General features: G+C 69.9%; 17 protein-coding genes. 16 read left to right on the top strand and 1 reads right to left on the bottom strand.

What is annotated here, in order from left to right:
- Positions 1-412 precede the first annotated feature (412 nt).
- The 7 genes from ACFE76_RS04910 to ACFE76_RS04880 all read left to right on the top strand — a co-directional run bounded on the left by ACFE76_RS04910 (position 413) and on the right by ACFE76_RS04880 (position 8,112).
- Positions 413-1,036: a GntR family transcriptional regulator gene (locus tag ACFE76_RS04910; RefSeq protein ID WP_375430625.1), complete on the top strand. Its 624-nt coding sequence runs from the start codon at positions 413-415 to the stop codon at positions 1,034-1,036.
- A gap of 493 nt (positions 1,037-1,529) precedes the next feature.
- Positions 1,530-3,212, top strand: a complete 1,683-nt coding sequence (locus tag ACFE76_RS04905) for an ABC transporter substrate-binding protein (RefSeq protein ID WP_375430624.1) — start codon at positions 1,530-1,532, stop codon at positions 3,210-3,212.
- The gene (locus tag ACFE76_RS04900) at positions 3,209-4,117 is read left to right on the top strand and encodes an ABC transporter permease (RefSeq protein WP_375430623.1); all 909 of its coding nucleotides are present in this window, start codon (positions 3,209-3,211) and stop codon (positions 4,115-4,117) included. The genes ACFE76_RS04905 and ACFE76_RS04900 overlap by 4 nt, the downstream gene beginning before the upstream one ends.
- A complete protein-coding gene (locus ACFE76_RS04895) occupies positions 4,114-5,112 on the top strand; it encodes an ABC transporter permease (protein WP_375430622.1) in 999 nt (332 codons plus the stop codon). The genes ACFE76_RS04900 and ACFE76_RS04895 overlap by 4 nt, the downstream gene beginning before the upstream one ends.
- Positions 5,109-6,188, top strand: a complete 1,080-nt coding sequence (locus tag ACFE76_RS04890) for an ABC transporter ATP-binding protein (RefSeq protein ID WP_375430621.1) — start codon at positions 5,109-5,111, stop codon at positions 6,186-6,188. The genes ACFE76_RS04895 and ACFE76_RS04890 overlap by 4 nt, the downstream gene beginning before the upstream one ends.
- Positions 6,188-7,189 carry an ABC transporter ATP-binding protein gene (locus ACFE76_RS04885; RefSeq protein WP_375430620.1) on the top strand — a complete coding sequence of 334 codons (1,002 nt, stop codon included), beginning with the start codon at positions 6,188-6,190 and terminating at the stop codon, positions 7,187-7,189. Before ACFE76_RS04890 ends, ACFE76_RS04885 begins: the two co-directional genes overlap by 1 nt.
- A gap of 113 nt (positions 7,190-7,302) precedes the next feature.
- On the top strand, positions 7,303-8,112 hold the full coding sequence (locus tag ACFE76_RS04880; RefSeq protein WP_375430619.1) for a phytanoyl-CoA dioxygenase family protein: 810 nt from the start codon (positions 7,303-7,305) through the stop codon (positions 8,110-8,112).
- Between the two features lie 52 nt (positions 8,113-8,164).
- Here the strand turns inward: ACFE76_RS04880 and ACFE76_RS04875 are convergent, their stop codons facing one another.
- Positions 8,165-10,372, bottom strand: a complete 2,208-nt coding sequence (locus ACFE76_RS04875) for a glycoside hydrolase family 36 protein (RefSeq protein ID WP_375430618.1) — start codon at positions 10,370-10,372, stop codon at positions 8,165-8,167.
- A gap of 123 nt (positions 10,373-10,495) precedes the next feature.
- On the opposite strand from ACFE76_RS04875, the gene ACFE76_RS04870 reads away from it, so the two are divergent.
- From ACFE76_RS04870 to ACFE76_RS04830, 9 genes are all read left to right on the top strand, one after another.
- A complete protein-coding gene (locus ACFE76_RS04870; protein ID WP_375430617.1) occupies positions 10,496-11,338 on the top strand; it encodes a helix-turn-helix domain-containing protein in 843 nt (280 codons plus the stop codon).
- 92 nt (positions 11,339-11,430) lie between these two features.
- Positions 11,431-11,643: a hypothetical protein gene (locus tag ACFE76_RS04865; RefSeq protein WP_375430616.1), complete on the top strand. Its 213-nt coding sequence runs from the start codon at positions 11,431-11,433 to the stop codon at positions 11,641-11,643.
- An 88-nt stretch (positions 11,644-11,731) separates the two neighbouring features.
- Positions 11,732-12,778, top strand: coding sequence for a galactitol-1-phosphate 5-dehydrogenase (locus ACFE76_RS04860; protein ID WP_375430615.1), 1,047 nt, complete (start codon positions 11,732-11,734; stop codon positions 12,776-12,778).
- A gap of 2 nt (positions 12,779-12,780) precedes the next feature.
- On the top strand, positions 12,781-14,304 hold the full coding sequence (locus ACFE76_RS04855) for a ribulokinase (RefSeq protein ID WP_375430614.1): 1,524 nt from the start codon (positions 12,781-12,783) through the stop codon (positions 14,302-14,304).
- An 11-nt stretch (positions 14,305-14,315) separates the two neighbouring features.
- Positions 14,316-15,254 (top strand): sugar-binding transcriptional regulator, encoded by a 939-nt coding sequence (locus ACFE76_RS04850; protein WP_375430613.1) that lies wholly within the window; start codon positions 14,316-14,318, stop codon positions 15,252-15,254.
- A 52-nt stretch (positions 15,255-15,306) separates the two neighbouring features.
- The gene (gene deoC, locus ACFE76_RS04845; RefSeq protein ID WP_375430612.1) at positions 15,307-15,999 is read left to right on the top strand and encodes a deoxyribose-phosphate aldolase; all 693 of its coding nucleotides are present in this window, start codon (positions 15,307-15,309) and stop codon (positions 15,997-15,999) included.
- A gap of 122 nt (positions 16,000-16,121) precedes the next feature.
- Positions 16,122-16,322 (top strand): hypothetical protein, encoded by a 201-nt coding sequence (locus ACFE76_RS04840; protein WP_375430611.1) that lies wholly within the window; start codon positions 16,122-16,124, stop codon positions 16,320-16,322.
- Positions 16,319-16,732: a type II toxin-antitoxin system VapC family toxin gene (locus ACFE76_RS04835; protein WP_375430610.1), complete on the top strand. Its 414-nt coding sequence runs from the start codon at positions 16,319-16,321 to the stop codon at positions 16,730-16,732. Before ACFE76_RS04840 ends, ACFE76_RS04835 begins: the two co-directional genes overlap by 4 nt.
- A gap of 48 nt (positions 16,733-16,780) precedes the next feature.
- Entirely contained in the window at positions 16,781-17,842 is a 1,062-nt protein-coding gene (locus ACFE76_RS04830; RefSeq protein WP_375430609.1) for a Rieske 2Fe-2S domain-containing protein, read from the top strand.
- Positions 17,843-18,030: the final 188 nt, after the last annotated feature.

The following is an 18,030-nucleotide window of genomic DNA, read 5'->3' as shown; positions in this document are numbered from 1 at the left end:
GATGACCACCACCTTGGCTCCGGAGCAACGCGGGCTGTCGACCTCGAGCTCTCCCGGCGCCTCGTCGAGGGCTGTCAGGGCGAGGCACTCAGGTGAGCAAGGCGGCAACGCCGTCGATGCGGCGCTGGCTTCCCGAACGGCGATCTGCGTGCTGATGCCGCAGGCGCCGGAGCCAGCGCAGCGGATGCCCTTGCCGGTCAGGCCGAGACCGGCGCGAACTCGGTCGGCAACCCTGGGCTGGTGGCCCGACGACGACCTCAGATCGATACGGAACCCCGCAGGGTCCATATAGTGCAACCAACCGCTCTACACGTCCGGAGAAGCTGTGACCACCGAAGGCTCAGTCGCCACTAGCCGTAGCGACTTCACTGGTTCGCTGCCCCTGCTGTCAGGGTCCAGCACGCTGCCCTTGATGTTGTTCGACAACCTCGAGGAAGCAATCATCACCGGTGCACTCGAGCCGGGCGCCCGGATCCACGCCGACGACCTCGCCGCCCACTACGGTGTGAGCCGGATCCCGGTCCGGGAAGCGTTGCGATCGCTGCACGAGGCTGGCTGGGTCGACATCAAGCCCCGTTACGGCGTACGGGTGCGGGAGCGGACCGAGCAGGAGCTGACCGAGCTGTTCGAGTTCCGCGCTCTGGTCGAAGGTCAGGTGGCCCGGTGGGCAGCGGAACGCCGGACACCGGCGGAGCTGGCCACCCTCAAGCAGGCGGTGCAGGCCGGCGAGACCGCACATCGCGCGGTCGACCACGATGCTCTCAGCTCCTCGAACCACGCGTTCTACCTGGCTCTCAGTGACGCGGCCCACAACTCGGTACTCGGCAGCACCGCCGTGAGTCTGCGCAAGCGCGCCCGGTTCTATTTCTCCACCGTGGAGGACCAGCTCGGCCGCGACTGGGTCCAGGTGCACAAGACGGTCGCCCAAGCCGTTTCCGACGGCAACCCCGACCTGGCCAGCCGGACGTCGATCGAGCACATCGTGCACACCGGTGCCGCCGTCCGCGACCTCCTCTTCCCCCCAGCCGTCCCCTGAGCGGCATCGGCTCGAAGAAATGGCTGCTCAGCACGGCTCGCTGACCGCCGAACGAGTCGTCCCGGGCCGCGGTGGGCAGCTCCGCGCTCGAAGATCACGAAATACTGGACACCGCGACGCCGGAGGTTCGCTGCGGCCGCGATGCCACCGAAGCCCCACCGGTCAGGGCGCCGACGGCTTACCGTCGGCAGGGATGACACCGACTGCTCCTGACTCTGACAAACTGGCCACGAGATATACCTTATAAAGTTTGCTGGTTTCGAGGTTTCACCATTCCGCCGCTGCCCCTCCCCCACCCCGGCCTTATGACACCACGGACCGCGCTCACTACTCAAGCCCGCGGTCAAGCCATCAATTCCGTAACCTGACCGTAACAGAAGGTGCGTGGATTCGACATGTACCGCTGCTGTAGTTTCCATACTTTATAAACTATTGCGGTTCGGCTCTTTCTCTCGTCCCACTGTCCGTACGTCTGCATCCGACAGGACCCGCCATGAGCAGCAGCACCTCCGACTTGACCGCCACCGCGACCGCCGCGCTCGACGTGGCCGTGGCCCGCCGTACGTTCCTCCGCTCCGCCCTCGTCGGTGGCGGTGTGATCCTGACCCCCGGTCTGCTAGCGGCCTGCAGTCGACCCGGCACCTCCGGGTCGAACACTCCGGCCGAGACCCCGACCGGTCCGGCGAACACCGACGGCGAGCTGATCTTCGCCGTCGACCAGCTCACCGGCACCAGCGACCCCGGCTCCTTCGCCAGCTTTGGCAACTGGATGGTGATCGACTGCATCGCTCGCGGCCTCACGCACGTCGACTACGTGAGCAGCGAGCCCAAGCCGGCGCTGGCCGAGAGCTGGACGGTCTCCGACGACCAGCTCGTCTACACCTTCAAGATCCGCTCGGGAGTCAAGTTCCACGACGGCAACACCGTCAGCGCGAAGGACTTCGAGCGCTCCTGGCGCCGGCTCTTCGACGAGAGCGACCCCACCCGCGACCCCACGACCTATGCCTCCTCCGAGCTCGGCGGAGCCAACGTGAAGTCCTACCAGGCTCTCGATGACGCCACCTTCGAGGTCAAGCTGGCCGCGCCGGACGTCGCCTTCCTCGGCCGCTGCTCGAACCCCAACTCCGTCGCCCTGTCCTCGGCGGCCATCGAGGCGAAGGGTGCCAAGATCGGTCAGTCCCTGGTGGGATCGGGCCCCTACAAGTTCGTCAGCTTCACCGCCGGGCAGTCGGTGGTCCTGGAGCGCTTCGATGACTACTGGGAGGGCAAACCCACCCTGTCGAAGGTCGTGTTCCAGATCCTGCCCGACCCCTCCTCGTTGGTCAGCGCGCTCAGCAGCAACGCAGTGAACGCGACCTGCTTCGCGCCGGTCTCGAACGTCGCGCGACTGAAGAGCTCAGGTCTCGTGGTCGAGGAGGCGAAGCCCTACATCGACATCTATCTCGGGATGAACCTCAGCAAACCGACGCTCGCCGACCAGAAGGTCAGGCAGGCGATCAACCTCGCCATCGACCGGCAGGCCGTGGTCTCCTCGGTCTTCGCCGGTGCGGCCGCAGTTCCCGGCGGGATGGTGACCCCGGCCGAGCTCGGCTACGACGACAGCCTGAAGGCGTTGTCCACCCAGGATGTGGACAAGGCCAAGGCCTTGCTGACCGAAGCTGGAGCCGTCGGCAAGTCCATCAGCCTGATCACCCTCAACATCTTGTTCTGGCCCGCGCTCGGTCAGGTGATCGAGGCCAATCTGACCGCGATCGGGCTGAAGCCCAAGGTTGAGTACCTGGACTCGGCCACGTTCAGCGATCGCGCGGTGAAGAACCAGCACGAGGTGTTCCTCGAGCAGCGTTCGGCCTTCGTCGCCGACCCTGACAACAAGCTCACCCCGTTGCTGGCGGGGGACTCGAGCTACAACCAGCAGTGGCTGCGCGTGGAGTCCCTGCTGCCCGAGAAGCAGAAGCAGTTCGACCAACTGCTCACCGCTGCCCGCGGCGAACCGGACCAGGCCAAGCGCAAGGACCTCTACGTGCAGCTGCAGACCTACTGGACCGAAGAGATCCTGGCCACGGCGATGGTGGCCTACCGCTATCTCCCGACGGTCCAGCAGAGCAACGTCCAGAACCTCAACCCGGACGCACTCGGCACCTACCGCACCTTCTTCGAGAAGGCCACCGTCGGATGAGCGTGTTGCCGGTGGGTACGCCTGCGCTGCCCCCGGCCATCGGGGCGCATGGCCTTGGCGGGCTCCGGCAGGCCCTACGCCGGCCGTCCTCGGTCGTCGTCTGGGGCTTCCTGCTGCTGGTCGTCGTGCTGAGCCTGGCGGCGCCTCTGCTGTCGTCCTACGAACCGACCACCCAGGACTTTTCCTCGACCCTGCTGGCCCCCGGCTCACCAGGCCACCTGGCCGGCACCGACAACCTGGGTCGCGACCAGTTCACCCGGCTGCTCTACGGCGGGCGGCCGATCATGCTCACCGCGGTCTGCTCCGTGGTGATCTCGACCGTGGTGGGCACCCTGCTCGGGCTCTGGGCCGGTTATCGAGGTGGTTGGCTCGACGCCGTGGTCGCCCGCGGGATGGACGTCCTGCTGTCCTTCCCGCTCATCCTGCTGGCGATCATGATCGTCGCCGCGCTGGGCTCCGGGGTCCAGAACGTCATCTTGGCGATCTCCATCTCCCAGCTGCCCGTCTTCGCCCGGCTGTCACGGGCCCTCACCCTTCGCGAGCGCGAACGCGAGTACGTGCTGGCGGTCCGGGCGGCCGGCTTCGGCGCCCCCCGGATCTTGTTCCGCGAAATCCTCCCCAACCTGGTCGGACCCATCATCGTCCAAGCCACCTCGACCGTTGCGGTGGCGACGAGCCTGAGCGCCGCGCTGTCCTATCTCGGGCTGGGTGTCCAACCGCCCAACCCGGACTGGGGTCTGATGGTGAAGGAGGCGCAGGAGTTCCTCTTCGACGCTCCCGACCTGGCGATCGTGCCGGGCGTGTTGATCACGCTCTTCGTGCTGGCCTGCAACTTCGCCGGCGACGACCTGCGTGACGTGCTCGACCCCGGCAACGCCCTGAGCGGCAAGCGGGCCCGGGCATGAGGGCACTCGGACGCCGCTTGCTCGCCGTCCCCTTCGTGGTCTGGGGCGCCGTCACCCTGGTCTTCATCGTGCTGCGGGTCGTGCCGGGCGACGCGGTGGAGCAGTCGGTCCAGCCCACGGCCACACCCGAGCAGAAGGCCGAGATCCGGCGTCTGCTGGGCCTGGACGAGTCGTTGCTCGCGCAGTACTGGATCTACCTCAAGGGCCTCGTACACGCTGACCTCGGTAACTCCTTCACCGGGTCCACACCCGTGGTCGATCTGCTGCGCGAAGCCCTGCCGGTCACCATCGAGCTGTCCGTGGCCGCCGGCGTGGTCCTGGTCGTGGTCGGGCTGAGCACGGGCATGCTGGCCGCCGCGACCTCGGGCACCTGGCTGGACGGGTTGGCCAGAACCGTCGCCACCGTGCTGTTCTCGATGCCCTGGTTCTTCCTCGGCGTCGCCCTGATCGTCGTCTTCAGCGTCTATCTCGGCTGGTTGCCGAGCTTCGGCCGCTTCCCGCCCGGGACCAGCTACTCCCCCACCACCAACTTCGTGCTGGTCGATGCGGTGCTGCAGAACCGCTACGACCTGCTGCGGCCCTGGGCGGCGCACCTGATCCTGCCGGCGGTCACCGTGGGGCTGACCACCGCCGGCTTCTTGATGCGGATCACCCGGGCCAGCTTCGTGGAGACGATGAGCGAGGACTTCGTCCGGACGGCCCGGGCCAAGGGCATGGGGCGCTCGATGATCTTCTGGTCGGAGATCTTCCGCAACGCCTCGCTGCCGATCGTGACCATTCTCGGGCTGCAGGTCGCCGGGCTGCTCGGCGGTGCGGTGGTGACCGAGGCGGTGTTCTCCTATCCGGGTGTCGGCCGGTTGATGGTCTCGACCATCACCACCCGGGACTACCCGGTGGTCCAGGGCGCTGCCCTGGTGATCGCCTTGACGTACGTCCTGATCAACGTGCTGACCGACGCGTCGTACGCCCTGCTCGATCCGAGGTTGCGCCGATGAGTAGTCCGCTGATGCCGACCGACGAGACGACCCCGACCGAGGAGATACCGCCGACCAAGAGTCAGGCCGAGCCGGTGCTGAGCGTACGCAACCTGCAGGTCACCTTCGACGGACCGACCGGCCCGGTGCGTGCCGTCGACGGAGTCACCTTCGACCTCCGGCCGGCCGAGGTGCTCGCCGTGGTGGGTGAGTCCGGTTCCGGCAAGAGCGTCACGGCGATGACCCTGCTCGGGCTGACCCGTGGCCAGGCCCGCTCGATCGACGGTGAGATCTGGTACGGCGGGCGGGACCTCGTCAAGCTGTCCGACGCGGAGCTCCGACCGATCCGCGGCTCTCGGATCGCGATGGTCTTCCAGGACCCGATGACCTCGCTGAACCCGACCAAGACGGTGGGCCGGCAGATCGTCGACGTGCTGCGGCTGCACCTGGACCTGCGACCCAAGCAGGCGCGGGCCCGGGCCGTCGAGCTGTTGGCCGAGGTCGGCATCTCCTCCCCGGACCGCCGGGTGGAGGACTATCCGCACCAGTTCTCCGGGGGGATGCGGCAGCGGGTGATGATCGCGATGGCGCTGGCCTGCGAGCCGGAGATCCTGATCGCCGACGAACCGACCACCGCGCTGGACGTCACGATCCAGGCCCAAGTGCTGGCCCTGCTCCGCCAGCTCCGGGAGACCCGTGGCACCGCCATCGTGCTGATCACCCACGACCTGGGCATCGTCGCCGACGTCGCGGACCGGGTGGCGGTGATGTACGCCGGGAAGGTGGTCGAGCAGGCCGACCGGGACCGGGTCTTCTACCACCCCCAGCATCCCTACACCTGGGGCATCCTGGCGTCGGTGCCCCGGATCGATCTCGATCGCATCGACCGGCTCACCGCGATCCCCGGGTCGCCACCGCAGCTCGATCAACTGCCCACCGGCTGCGCCTTCCGACTCCGATGCACCGTCGAGATCGACCGCTGCACCGAGCAGCCGCCGCTGCTGCCCCGCAGCCAGCCCGGCCATGTCGACGCGTGCTGGCGCGAACCCGCCGAACGTCCTGCCCTGCGCCACCTGCTGTTGGGAGGGCGGGTCTGATGGGCACACTGCTCGAGGTCGAGTCCCTGGTCCAGCACTTCAACGTCCCGGGGCGCCGCGGGACGGTGGTGCACGCCGTGGACGACGTCTCCTTCGACGTACGCGAGGGCGAAACCCTCGGCCTCGTCGGGGAGTCCGGCTGTGGCAAGTCCACCCTCGGCCGCACCCTGATCCGTCTCAACACCCCGACCGCGGGTCGCCTGCGATTCGCCGGCACCGACATCAGCCAGCTGTCGGAACGGCAGCTCCGGCCGTACCGTCGGGACCTGCAGATGGTCTTCCAGGACCCGTTCGCCTCGCTCAACCCCCGGCGCCGGATCTCCGACATCATCGGCGACCCGCTGCTCGTGCACGGCGAGCGGGACCCGGCGGCCCGGCACCGCAAGGTCACCGAGATGCTGGACCGGGTGGGATTGCCGTCAAGTCTGGCCGGTCGCTATCCCCGTGGGTTGTCCGGCGGACAGCGGCAGCGGGTCGGGATCGCCCGAGCTCTGGTGATGCAGCCGCGGCTGGTCGTGGCCGACGAGCCGGTCTCTGGTCTCGACGTCTCCGTCCAGGCCCAGGTGGTCAACCTGCTCGAGGACGTCCAGGAGGAGCTCGGACTGACCTACCTCTTCATCAGCCACGACCTGGCCGTGGTGCGGCAGATCGCGGACCGGATCGGGGTGATGTACCTCGGCCGGCTGGTGGAGCTGTGTGACTCGGCCTCGCTCTACACCGCCCCGATGCATCCCTACACGGAGGCCCTGCTGTCGGCAGTGCCGATCCCCGACCCTCGCCTCAGTGCCGCCCGCGAGCAGATCGTGCTGCAGGGCGATGTGCCGAGCCCGATCAACCCGCCGTCGGGGTGCCGTTTCCGGACCCGGTGCCATCATGCTACGGACCTGTGCGTGGAGGTGGACCCGCCGCTGGCCGAGGCGGCCCCCGGTCGGCTGGTCGCGTGTCACTATCCGCGCTCGGTGAACCTGGAGCTGCTGGCTGGGCGTCCCGCCGGGGTGTGACCGGCGGCTGACCGGGCAGGAGCCGTGATCGGGTCCGCTGCGCAGCAGGAACTTCCATAGATCCGACCGTCGATTATCTGGTGACACAGCACGATTGTCGGAAGACTCGACCCATGACCCAGTTGATGACCGAACGTCAAGACATCACCGAGCGTTACCTGTCCGACGGAGTGATCCTGATCCCGCAGCTGCTTTCCCCGGCGGAGATCGCAGAGATTCGCACAGTCTTCACCGAGCAGGTTGAGGCCGACCGGTCACTAGGTTTCGACGACCACGTTCCCAGCGAGGACATCCTGGCGAGATTCCCCAGGTTTGTGCACCCGCACCGTCACCCGGAGGTCGAAGCCGGCCGTCTTGCTCGTCGACTGATGACGGACCGACGAATCTTCGGAGTGGTCACCGAGCTGATCGGGCCGGCCTACGGAGCCCAGTCGATGTTCTACTTCAAGCCCCCCACGGCCCGCGGCCAGGCCCTGCACCAGGACAACCTGTTCCTGCAGGCGCACCCCGAGACGTGCCTCGCCGCCTGGATCGCCATCGACGACTGCGACGCGGAGAACGGCGGACTCATGGTGATCCCGGGATCTCATCAGATCCAGATCCTGTGCCCAGAGGATGCCGATCCCGACGAGTCGTTCTCACGTGCCACCATTCCGGTGCCGGAGTCCGCGCCACGGGTCCAGACCGAGATGAAGGCAGGAGACGTCCTGTTCTTTCACGGCAGCCTGGTGCACGGGTCGCGGTCCAACACCAGCGCGGACCGGTTCCGGCGCTCGCTCATCTTCCACTACATCCCGCAGACCAGTGTCGAGGTGGCGCAGTTCTACATCCCGCTGCTTCATCCCGACGGCCATGAGGTGACGATCGCCGAGTCTGCCGAGGGCGGTCCGTGCGGTGAGGGCTGGGTGAACACCGGGCCCTGACCGGTTGTTCACCGGCTCAGAGGTCAACCGGGGCCCGTCACCGGGCCGCGGTTCAACCAGCCGTCGGACTCGGTGAGACTGACGTGATCCGGTACATCCGGGCCGCGGCAGCGTCACCGGCCACCTCGACCAGCAGACCCCCCTCCGTACGCCGCAGGTCCCACCGTGGCAACCGGTCCGTCGGCGGGTAGACCTGCTCGATGGCCAGCTCCGCCCCACCCAGGTGCGGCAGCTCGAGCCGCCCGGCCCGCGGCGCGTGGGACTGCCGCCAGACCAGCACGTACGTCTCCGGTCCGGCGTCGAAGGCCACCGAGAGCCAGGCCTGGTCCCAGCTCGGCAGCCCCGTCGGGAAGCGCGGCGTCGAACGGGCGATGGCGTGCCGGGTCAGCTTGTGGGCGGCGACGCCTGCGGCCACCAGGGCCAGCTGATCGGGGTCCATCCGGTCGAGCAGGCCGGACTGGTAGAGCCGCCCGGCCAGCCCGGTGCACATCGTGAACGCGATCTCCTCATCGGACATGCCGGCCTGCGGATAGGCCCACTGCGCCGCCTGCTCGGGCAGGATGTGGACGACCGAGCCGATCGCGATGGCGGGATAGAGCAGCGGGTCCTGCTGGTCGGAGGTCGACTGCAGCTGCAGCTGTCCGAGCATGGCGAAGTCCGAGCGCAGCGCTCCGGACCCGCAGTTCTCCAGCACCAGGTCCGGGTGCCGGTCCAGCACGCCGCCGAGCCACTCCAGCAGGGCCGCCTGATGCCGGCGCAAGCCCTCGCCGACGCTCTCGGCGTCGACGTCGGTGCCCGGTCCCGGAGTCACGTTGTAGTCGAGCTTGAGATAGCCGATGCCGAGGTCAGTGACCAGCCGGTCCACGGTCTGGTCGAGATGGGCCCGGGCCTGCGGGCTCCGCAGGTCCAGGAAATAGCGGTCTCGTTCACGGATCCGTACGCCTGACCGCTGCAGGAATGCCTCATCCGGCAAGGTGCCGGCCGCCCGGCTGCGCACCCCGACCACCTCCGGCTCCAGCCAGAGCCCGGGCACCAGTCCGTGGTGCCGGATCCGGTCGAGGACGAAGCCGATACCCCGCGGGAAGCGGACGGTCGAGGGAGTCCAGTCCCCGACCGAGGCCCACCAGCCGGCGGTGTCGTCGTACCACCCGGCGTCGATGCAGAAGTACTCACACCCGACGGCCGCGGCCGCGTCGATCAGCGGCAGCAGCTTCGCCTCGGTCGGATCGCCCTCCAGGGTGTCCATGTAGTCGTTGAAGACCACCGGGAGGGTGACGTTCTGCGGGTGCTCGCGGCGGGTGGCTCGTCGCTGCGCGGTCAGCCGGCCGAACGCGTCGTCGAGGGAGTCCGCTACCGCGAAGCTCACCGGCACCGTGGTGAACGAGCTGTCCTCGGTGAGGGTGAGGGACCAGGCGTGCCGGGTGTCGGTGGGTCCGAGCACCGCGACGTAGGCCCCGTCTCGACCCCGGTCCTCGGTGGGCGGACCAGCCGCTTCCTCGCTGGCCACCAGGGGACTCATGGCCCAGCCCCACCAGGGCCGCTCCCCCACCTCCCACAGCCAGGCCCCGTTGTGCTCGACCTGCCAGGCGAGCGTCCGCCCCGTCCGCCGGTTCTGCACGGCGCCCGCCGGCACGTGCGCCCCGGCGGACCAGCTGCTGCTGCTCGCCACGGCGATGGCACTCCCGGCGGTCTCACCCGGTGACCGCGGGCGGGTCGCGACGAGACCGGCGCCCCGCAGCGGCACTCGGGCCCAGCGGTGCTCCGCCATCCAGCCCGACTCGGCGCGCCACACGTCGAGCGCGTTGACCTCTTCGGACACGACCGCTCCCGTCGACCAGGCCGTCACCGCCCAGAGCGTGAGCGGCTCGGCACCCGCGACGAGCGACACCGTCGTGCTCGTGCGGACGGCCGGCACGCCGGGCCGGGCCTCGAAGGTGCTGCGCGCCCGGAGCCCGCTCTCGGGGTCCAGCTGGTCGACCACCAGGGTCTCGACACCGTCGCGGGTCATGCTCTGGTGCCCGGCGTAGCGCAGCGCGGCCCCCAGCCGGGTGCCGCTGTGCCGCAGCGCGGTACTGCCGTTGTTGTTCCCGAACCGCGGGGTCATCACCTCGACCAGCGGCTGGTGCGCCCGGTCGTAGGCCGCGGCCTCGAACGCCCCGCCGCTCGGGCCAGCGCCGATGTCGACCAGCCGCACCGGGGACTCGGGGGCAGCCACGAACCGCAGGCTGACCGCCGTCGCCACCCACTCGAACCTGATCATGGTGCTCCTCGGCTCGTGGCCTGCCAGCGCCGGAGCTGGGACCTGGATCACGCCCTAGCCTTGGTGATATCAGTGCATCCGACCATAGGCCCTGGCCCTGACTTCATGGGAGATCCTCCTTCGATGACCACCGAGTCCTTCGCCCCGGTCGTCCACCGGCTGCTCACCGGCGCTCTGTCGGAGGGCCCCGAGTACGCCACCTGGCGGACCCACGGGACCACCGACTGGCTGTTGGTCAACACCGTTGCCGGGCGTGGGCGGTTCGGTCTGCCCCAAGGCGGCGCGCTGATGACGACCGAGGGTGATCTCGTCCTCTACCGGCCGGGAATCCGGCACGACTACGGCACCGGCGACCGGGCCGCGGTCTGGTCCCTGCAGTTCGCGCACTTCAACCCCCGCCCGGAATGGCTGCCGCTGCTGGGCTGGCCCGAGGTCGCCCCCGGGCTCCGTCGGCTCAGGACGACGGGTGAGGCCCACCATCGGGTCACCCAGTCGCTGGCCCAGTCCGTCACTCTCGGGCGCGGCGGACTGGTCCGGGCGGAGCTGTTCGCGCAGAACGCCTTCGAGGCGGCTCTGCTTTGGGCATCCACCCAGACACCGGACACCCGGCCACTGGATCCCCGGCTGCTCAGCGTGCTGGACGAGATCGACGGCCACCTGGCCGAGCCCATCACCGTCGACTCGCTGGCCCGCAGCGCCGGGTTGTCCGCGTCGAGACTGAGCCATCTCTTCACCAACCAGCTCGGCACGGCGCCGATGCGCTTCGTCGAGCGCTCCCGGATGCTGGCGGCGGAGCAGCTGCTCGACTTCACCGGCCGCTCGATCGCCCAGGTCGCCCGCGCCGTCGGTTTCGACGACCCGCTCTACTTCTCCACGCGTTTCAAGCGCTGCACGGGGCTGAGCCCCTCGGCCTACCGGAACCGGACTCAGCGGTCGCAGCCACCGTCCTTGTCGGCGAGGTCGTAGGGCCGAGAGATCCGGCGTCATGGTTGGCGCCGTCCCTGCTCTCGCCGTGACGCCCGGAGCTCGCCAGTGGCCGACTCAGCCGGGTCAACTCGGTGACCCCCGGCCTGACCCTCAGCGACTTCCTCCGCCGACCCCTTGGCTCGGTCGACCTCGAGGCGTTCCGGCGCATCGGCGGCAGGACCGGGGAAGAGGCGGTCGCCGTGCTGGTCGAGATGGCCGCCCTCGGCCCGGACGGCCCCACCGGCACGTTCGTCGGTGACGACGGACCGTTGCCCTGGTGGTGCCGAGACTGGATGCTCAGATGAGCAAAGCCGTCCACAAACGTTGGTCGATGGCGCGCAACGCCCCTAACGTGGGTGTCCTGCCCCACCCGACGACCGAAACGAGAACACCATGACGCCCGCGACGATGACGGCCGCTGTGATGCACGCCCCTGGAGACATCCGGGTCACGGAGGTGCCGGTCGCGACGCCGGGGCCCGGTGAGGTGCTGCTCAAGGTGGCGGCGTGCGGGGTCTGCGGTTCCGACATCCCACGGATGCTGCGCAACGGCGGCTACGTGATGCCGATCATCTGCGGCCACGAGTTCTCGGGCTGGGTCGAGCAGCTCGGCGAAGGCGTGACCGGGTTCGCGGTCGGCGACCTGGTCTCCGTGCCCCCGCTGATTCCCTGCCAGCGTTGCGATTTCTGCCTGATGGGCGAGTTCGGCCTGTGCGAGGACTACGACTACTTCGGCAGCCGGAGCGACGGCGCGTACGCCCAGTACGTCGTCTCCCCGGTCGGCAACCTGCTGGCGATGCCCGCCGGGATCGACCCGCGCGCGGCGGCCATGCTCGACCCGGCCGCGATCGCCCTGCACGCGCTGTGGAAGACCGGACTGCGGACCGGGCACCGGGTGCTCGTGGTCGGCGCCGGCCCGATCGGGCTGTTCGCGGTGCAGTGGGCCAAGCTGGCGGGCGCCAGCCAGATCGTGACGATCGACCTCAGCGAGGAAAAGTCAGCGATGGCTCTCGAAGCCGGGGCCACCGCCGCGGTGCAGACCCACGCGGAGGCCAAGGCGCTGGCGGGACGCGGTTACGACGTCGTGCTGGAGTCGGCCGGCGTCCCGGTCACCGCCGACATGGCGGCCAACCTGACGGGACCGCTCGGACACGCCGTCTTCGTCGGCATCCCGCACGCCCCGGTCGAGCTCTCGAAGGAGACCTGGAACCGGTTCATGCGGCTCGAGATCACCCTGCACGGCTCCTGGAACTCGTTCTCGGCGCCCTTCCCCGGCGCCGAGTGGCGGACGTCGGCGGACAAGCTGGCCAGCGGGGAGCTGAAGTGGGAGTTCATGATCACCCACGAGCTGCCGCTGTCGAAGCTGCCCGCGATGATGACGACCCTCGGTGACCGCTCGGAGCACTCCTCCAAGGTGATCTTCGTCCCGAACGCCCACTGACGATGGGAATACTGCTCGGCCTCGACCTCGGGACCGAGGGTGCCCGCGTCGGTGCGTTCACGACCGACGGGACCGCGCTCGGGTCGGTGCACCGGCCCTACCGAACCGTGTTCCCGCGGGCGGGCTGGGCCGAGCAGGACCCTCAGGACTGGTGGGCAGCGGTCACCGACGCCAGTCAGGCCCTGCTGGCGACGCCCGCGTGCCGGGCGGCCGGTCCGGTCGTCTCGGTCGCCTCAGCCACCACCGCGTCGACGGTCGCCGTCCTCGACGCAGCGGGCACCCCGCTGCGGCCGGCCATCCTCTGGATGGACTCGCGCGCCACCGCCCAGGCCGAACGGACAGCCGGCTTCGCCGCCGACCACCCGATCCTCGCCTGGTCGGGTGGCTCGGACGCGTCGGAGTGGCTGCTGCCGAAGGCCATGTGGCTGAAGGAGCAGCAGCCGCAGACGTACGCCCGCGCCGCCCGCATCGTGGAGGCGGTCGACTACCTCACCTACCGGCTGACCGGACGCTGGGTCGGCTCACAGCTGAACGCGGTCTGCAAGTACAACTACGACAGCCTCCGCGGCCGGTTCGCCACCGAGCTCTACGCCGCGCTCGGCGTCGAGGACCTGGTGCCCAAGCTGCCGGACGAGATCCTGCCGGTCGGCTCGGTCGCCGGCCCGCTCAGCGCGGCGGCCGCAGCAGCGCTCGGCGTCACCGCCGGCGTCCCGGTCTGCGTCGGCGGCATCGACGCCCACGTCTCGCTGCTCGCGTGCGGCGGGTCGGCAGGCTCGGTGGTGTCGCTGGTCTCCGGCACCTCGTCGGCGATCGTCGCCGAGGTCGACGAGCCGGTGGCCACCGCCGAGGTCTGGGGGCCGTACCCGCACGCGTTGCGGACGTCCACGTGGCTGGTCGAGGGCGGCCAGGTCACCAGCGGCTCGGTGCTCACCTGGGCCGCGGAGAACATCATGGGCGTCGCGCGACAGGACCTGTCGGCTCTCGTCGCGGGCGCGGCGGCGGTGGACCCGGGAGCGCACGGCCTGCGGGCCCTGGACACCTTCATGGGTAACCGCACCCCGTACCGTGACGCCCGGCTGCGCGGCGCCATCGTCGGGCTCACCCTGGGCACCACCCGCGAGGAGCTGTACCGAGCCGCGGTCGAGGCCGTGGCCTGCGGCACCCGCGGCGTGATCGACTCCTTCGAACGGGCCGGCGTGGTCTGCGAGCGGCTCGTCTTTTCCGGCGGGATCGAGAAGAACCCTTTGTGGCAACAGATCAGCGTGGACGTGCTCGGCCGCGAAGCCGAGATCGTCTCGGGTGACAACCTCACGCTGCGCGCCTGCGCGGTGGTCGCCGCCACCGGTGCGGGCCTGGTCCGTGACCTCGACGAGGGCGCCGCGGCGTACGCTCCCCCGACCCGCACCCTGACGCCGGACCCGACGACCCAGAAGGTCTACCAGCAGACCTACGACGACTACGTCGGGCTGCTCGTCGCGCTGACGCCGCTGATGCACGAGTCGGTCGACCGGCTGGCCCACCGATGAAGGCCGGTCCGGTGCCGCCGGACCCGGCCGAGCTGTTGCTGCAGGTCGCCCAGCGCTACTGGGAGCAGGACCGGACGCAGGAGGACATCGGGCGCGAGCTGCACCTGACCCGGTGGAAGGTGGGTCGGCTGCTCGACCAGGCCCGCGCCGAGGGCATCGTCCAGATCACGGTCGTCCATCCGCAGACCCGGCGGCGCGAGCTCGAGGCCACCCTGATGACGCGGTACGGCCTGGCCGACTGCATCGTCGTCCCGACCCAAGAGCACGAGCAGGACACGACGACGCACGTGGTGCGGGCCGCAGCCCACTACCTCCGGACACGCGATCCCCAGCTGCGCACGCTCGGGGTCTCGTGGGGCAACACGCTGCAGGAGATCGCCGCCATCCTGCCGAGCGGCTGGGCGCACGGGCTCGAGGTCATCCAGGTCAACGGTGGCATCAGCCGCTCCGTCCGCCCCACCACCGCAGCCGACGTCGCGATGAGCATCGCCCGCAGCGGCCACGGCCGCGCCAGCCTGCTGCCGGTGCCCGCGATCGTCGAGCACGCCGGTACCCGGCAGGCGCTCTACACCGAGCAGTTCGTCCAGGAGACCCTCGCGAAGGCGCGCACCGCGGACGCGCTGCTCTTCTCCCTCGGTGTCCTCTCCCCGACCTCGGTGCTAGTCCGCAGCGGGGCCGTCACCGCCGACGAGCTGACCAGGCTGCGCGCCGCCGGGGCCTGCGGCGACGTCCTCGGGCACTATCTGAGGCCCGACGGGACGGTCGCCGACCCCGACCTCGAGAGCCGGACGATCGGGCTGAGTCTGGCTGATCTCACCGCGGCCGCGCAGGGGATCGCGGTAGCGTCAGGGCCGGCCAAGGCGCCCGTCATCAGGGCCGCGCTGACGAGCCGGCTCTGCTCGGTCCTGGTCACCGACGAGGCGGCCGCGCGCCTCGCCCTGGAGCCCTGACCCCCCGGTCCACTGCCGTTCCTGATCCGCACTACCCAGAGGAGTTACCACCATGACCGCCAGCGCAGCCGACCCGTCCAGTCCCGCGTCCATCGCCCGGCTGATCGACCACACCCTGCTCAAGCCCGAAGCCACCCCGGCCGACGTCACCGCCCTGGTCGCCGAAGCCGTCGCCCTCGACACGTACTCGGTCTGCGTCTCGCCGTCGATGCTGCCGCTGGAGATCCCCGCCGGGAGCGAGCTCAAGGTGGCGGTCGTCGCCGGGTTTCCCAGCGGCAAGCACACCTCGGCGATCAAGGCCGCCGAGGCGGCCGGCGCCGTCCTGCAGGGTGCGGACGAGATCGACATGGTGATCGACGTCGGCGCCGCCCGGTCCGGCGCGTACGAGGCCGTCGCCGCGGACATCGCTGCCGTCCGCGCGGCCGTCCCGGCGGCCGTGCTCAAGGTGATCATCGAGTCCGCCGCCCTGAGCGACGAGGCGATCGTCGCCGTTTGCCAGGCTGCGGTCACCGCCGGGGCCGACTTCGTCAAGACCTCGACCGGCTTCCACCCCAGCGGCGGGGCCACCGAGCACGCCGTCGCCCTGATGGCCCAGACCGTCGACGGCCGGCTCGGGGTCAAGGCCTCCGGCGGCGTCCGCACGCTCGAGGACGCCCGCCGGATGATCGCCGCCGGCGCCACCCGGCTCGGGGTGTCCGGCTCCCGGGCCCTGCTCGAGGGCGGCCAGGACAAGGGCCAGTACTAAATCCGCTGGAAGTCGATCGACGCACCAAATCCTACTGCGAGTAGCATTGCGGCGTGACGAGAAGCCGATCCACCACCACCTCGTCGTCCGCCCGTGTGACGGACGCGAGCGAGAAGCATTCCGTGTCGATGCCGGCGACGATCTCCGAGGGTGTGCGGGCCCGTGTGGGTGCTCGCGGCTTCTCCGCGTACGTCGCTGCTGCGGTGGCCCGCCAGCTCGAGCGCGACGCCCTCGACGACGCCCTGGCTCGGATGGAGGTTGAGCACGGACCGGTCGACGAGGCGGACGTCGACCGCGTCCTCGCCAAGCTCGCCGGCCGTTGATCCCGCTGCTGCGCTCCATCGTGCTGGACGCCGAAGCCCTGTCTGCCCTGGCTCAGACCGACAGGCGGATGCAGGTCTGGGCTGCGGTCGCGAAGCGGACCGGTGCCACCTTGGCTGCCTCGACCCTGACGCTCGCCGAGATCACGGACGGCTCCCCTCGAGACGCCAACGTCCGCCGAATCGTCAAGGCCGTCCGCTTCGAACCAGTCACCGATGCGTTGGGCTACCGAGCAGGTGAGCTCGGAGCGGCCGCCGGTCTCCTGCCTCGCAAGCCTCGCGACCTGACCGTGGACGCCGTCGTGGCGGCGACGGCGCTGGCCATGCCGCCACCGGTGGTCGTCCTCACGTCAGACCCAGACGATCTCAAGCTCCTCCTCACCGGCACGAAGGTCGACGTCCACGGCATCTGAGGTTGTCCTCGGTCCGCAGCCGTTGGCCTGGACCGGCATCATGGGCGCATGGATGTCGGGTCGCACTCGGTCGCGTTCCCACGGCGCTGGTGGTATCCGGTGGCCCGGTCGTCCGAGCTGGGCCGTAAACCGCTGGCGGTCACCCTGATGGACGTCCCGCTGGTGGTGTTCCGGGACGCGGCGGGCGTACCGGCCGTCGTGCTCGACCGGTGCGGGCACCGTAACTACCCGCTGTCTCTGGGCCGGGTCACCGACGACGGCCTGCTGCAGTGCGGCTACCACGGCTGGTCCTACGACGGTGGCGGGCAGTGCCTGCGGGTCCCGGGATTGCGCCAGGTCCGGACCCAGTCGACCTGGCACGTTCCCGCGCACGCCTGCGTCGAGCAGGACGGCTTCGTTTGGGCGTGGGGCGAGCCCGACGCCGAACCCACCCGCCCCCCGTACGCGCTGCCCGTGGTCGGCGGTCGCGGCGCGGGCGAGACCGTCTTCCGGTGCGACGTCGAGTCGACGTTGCGGGCCTCGCTGGAGAACGCGCTGGACGTCCCGCACACGGCTTTTCTGCACCGCGGGCTCTTCCGCGGCAACGCTCCCCGCAACACGATCACGGCGATCCGCCGGCCGATCGAGGGCGGCGTCGAGGTGCAGTACCTCGGCGAGCCGGTCGGGATGGGTCCGGTCCGGCTGCCCGAGAGCTCGGGCCGCACCTTCGACCACTGGGACCGCTTCCTGCTGCCGTCGATCGCCCAGATCGAGTACGCCGTCGAGGGCTGGTTCCGGATCGTCAACACCCTCGTCCAGCTGCCGCTGTCACCGTTCCGGACCCGCGCCTGGTTCGTGGTTCGCTTCTCTTCACCGCTACCGGCACCGCTCGTCCGGGCCGTCGTCAAGCAGCAGGGCCGGCGCATCCTGCGCCAGGACGCCGACGCCCTGGCGCGGCAGACCGAACGCACCCGCAGCCTCGGCGGCGAGCGGTACGCCTCCACCGAGCTCGACCTGCTCGGCACGGCTATCTGGCGGTTGCTGCACCAGGCCGAACGTGCCGAGCAGCCCGACGGCGAGGACCTGCCGCCGGCCACCATCAGCGAGCGCCAGGTCGTGTTCGACGCGTGAGCAGCGGCCGGGCAGCACGCAGGACCGGATCGCCTCGAGCGCGATCCGCGCCGGAGCGAAGCGGAGGCAAAGAATACGGATCGCGCGCCTGCGTCGAAAGGAGGAGACGGTGAACACGCTTTTCGTTCACCGACGACGACGTCGACGGAGGGTTCGAGCGCGATCCGCGCCGGAGCGAAGCGGAGGCA

It is taken from the genome of uncultured Friedmanniella sp., assembly GCF_964244005.1.
Classification (GTDB): Bacteria; Actinomycetota; Actinomycetes; order Propionibacteriales; family Propionibacteriaceae; genus Microlunatus.
This window is presented reverse-complemented; position numbering and strand designations above follow the sequence as displayed.

Coding starts and splice junctions, on each gene's coding strand:
- ACFE76_RS04910 (WP_375430625.1), top strand. CDS start 413: ATGTTGTTCGACAACCTCGAGGAAGCAATCATCACCGGTGCACTCGAG.
- ACFE76_RS04905 (WP_375430624.1), top strand. CDS start 1,530: ATGAGCAGCAGCACCTCCGACTTGACCGCCACCGCGACCGCCGCGCTC.
- ACFE76_RS04900 (WP_375430623.1), top strand. CDS start 3,209: ATGAGCGTGTTGCCGGTGGGTACGCCTGCGCTGCCCCCGGCCATCGGG.
- ACFE76_RS04895 (WP_375430622.1), top strand. CDS start 4,114: ATGAGGGCACTCGGACGCCGCTTGCTCGCCGTCCCCTTCGTGGTCTGG.
- ACFE76_RS04890 (WP_375430621.1), top strand. CDS start 5,109: ATGAGTAGTCCGCTGATGCCGACCGACGAGACGACCCCGACCGAGGAG.
- ACFE76_RS04885 (WP_375430620.1), top strand. CDS start 6,188: ATGGGCACACTGCTCGAGGTCGAGTCCCTGGTCCAGCACTTCAACGTC.
- ACFE76_RS04880 (WP_375430619.1), top strand. CDS start 7,303: ATGACCCAGTTGATGACCGAACGTCAAGACATCACCGAGCGTTACCTG.
- ACFE76_RS04875 (WP_375430618.1), bottom strand. CDS start 10,372: ATGATCAGGTTCGAGTGGGTGGCGACGGCGGTCAGCCTGCGGTTCGTG.
- ACFE76_RS04870 (WP_375430617.1), top strand. CDS start 10,496: ATGACCACCGAGTCCTTCGCCCCGGTCGTCCACCGGCTGCTCACCGGC.
- ACFE76_RS04860 (WP_375430615.1), top strand. CDS start 11,732: ATGACGCCCGCGACGATGACGGCCGCTGTGATGCACGCCCCTGGAGAC.
- ACFE76_RS04855 (WP_375430614.1), top strand. CDS start 12,781: ATGGGAATACTGCTCGGCCTCGACCTCGGGACCGAGGGTGCCCGCGTC.
- deoC (WP_375430612.1), top strand. CDS start 15,307: ATGACCGCCAGCGCAGCCGACCCGTCCAGTCCCGCGTCCATCGCCCGG.
- ACFE76_RS04830 (WP_375430609.1), top strand. CDS start 16,781: ATGGATGTCGGGTCGCACTCGGTCGCGTTCCCACGGCGCTGGTGGTAT.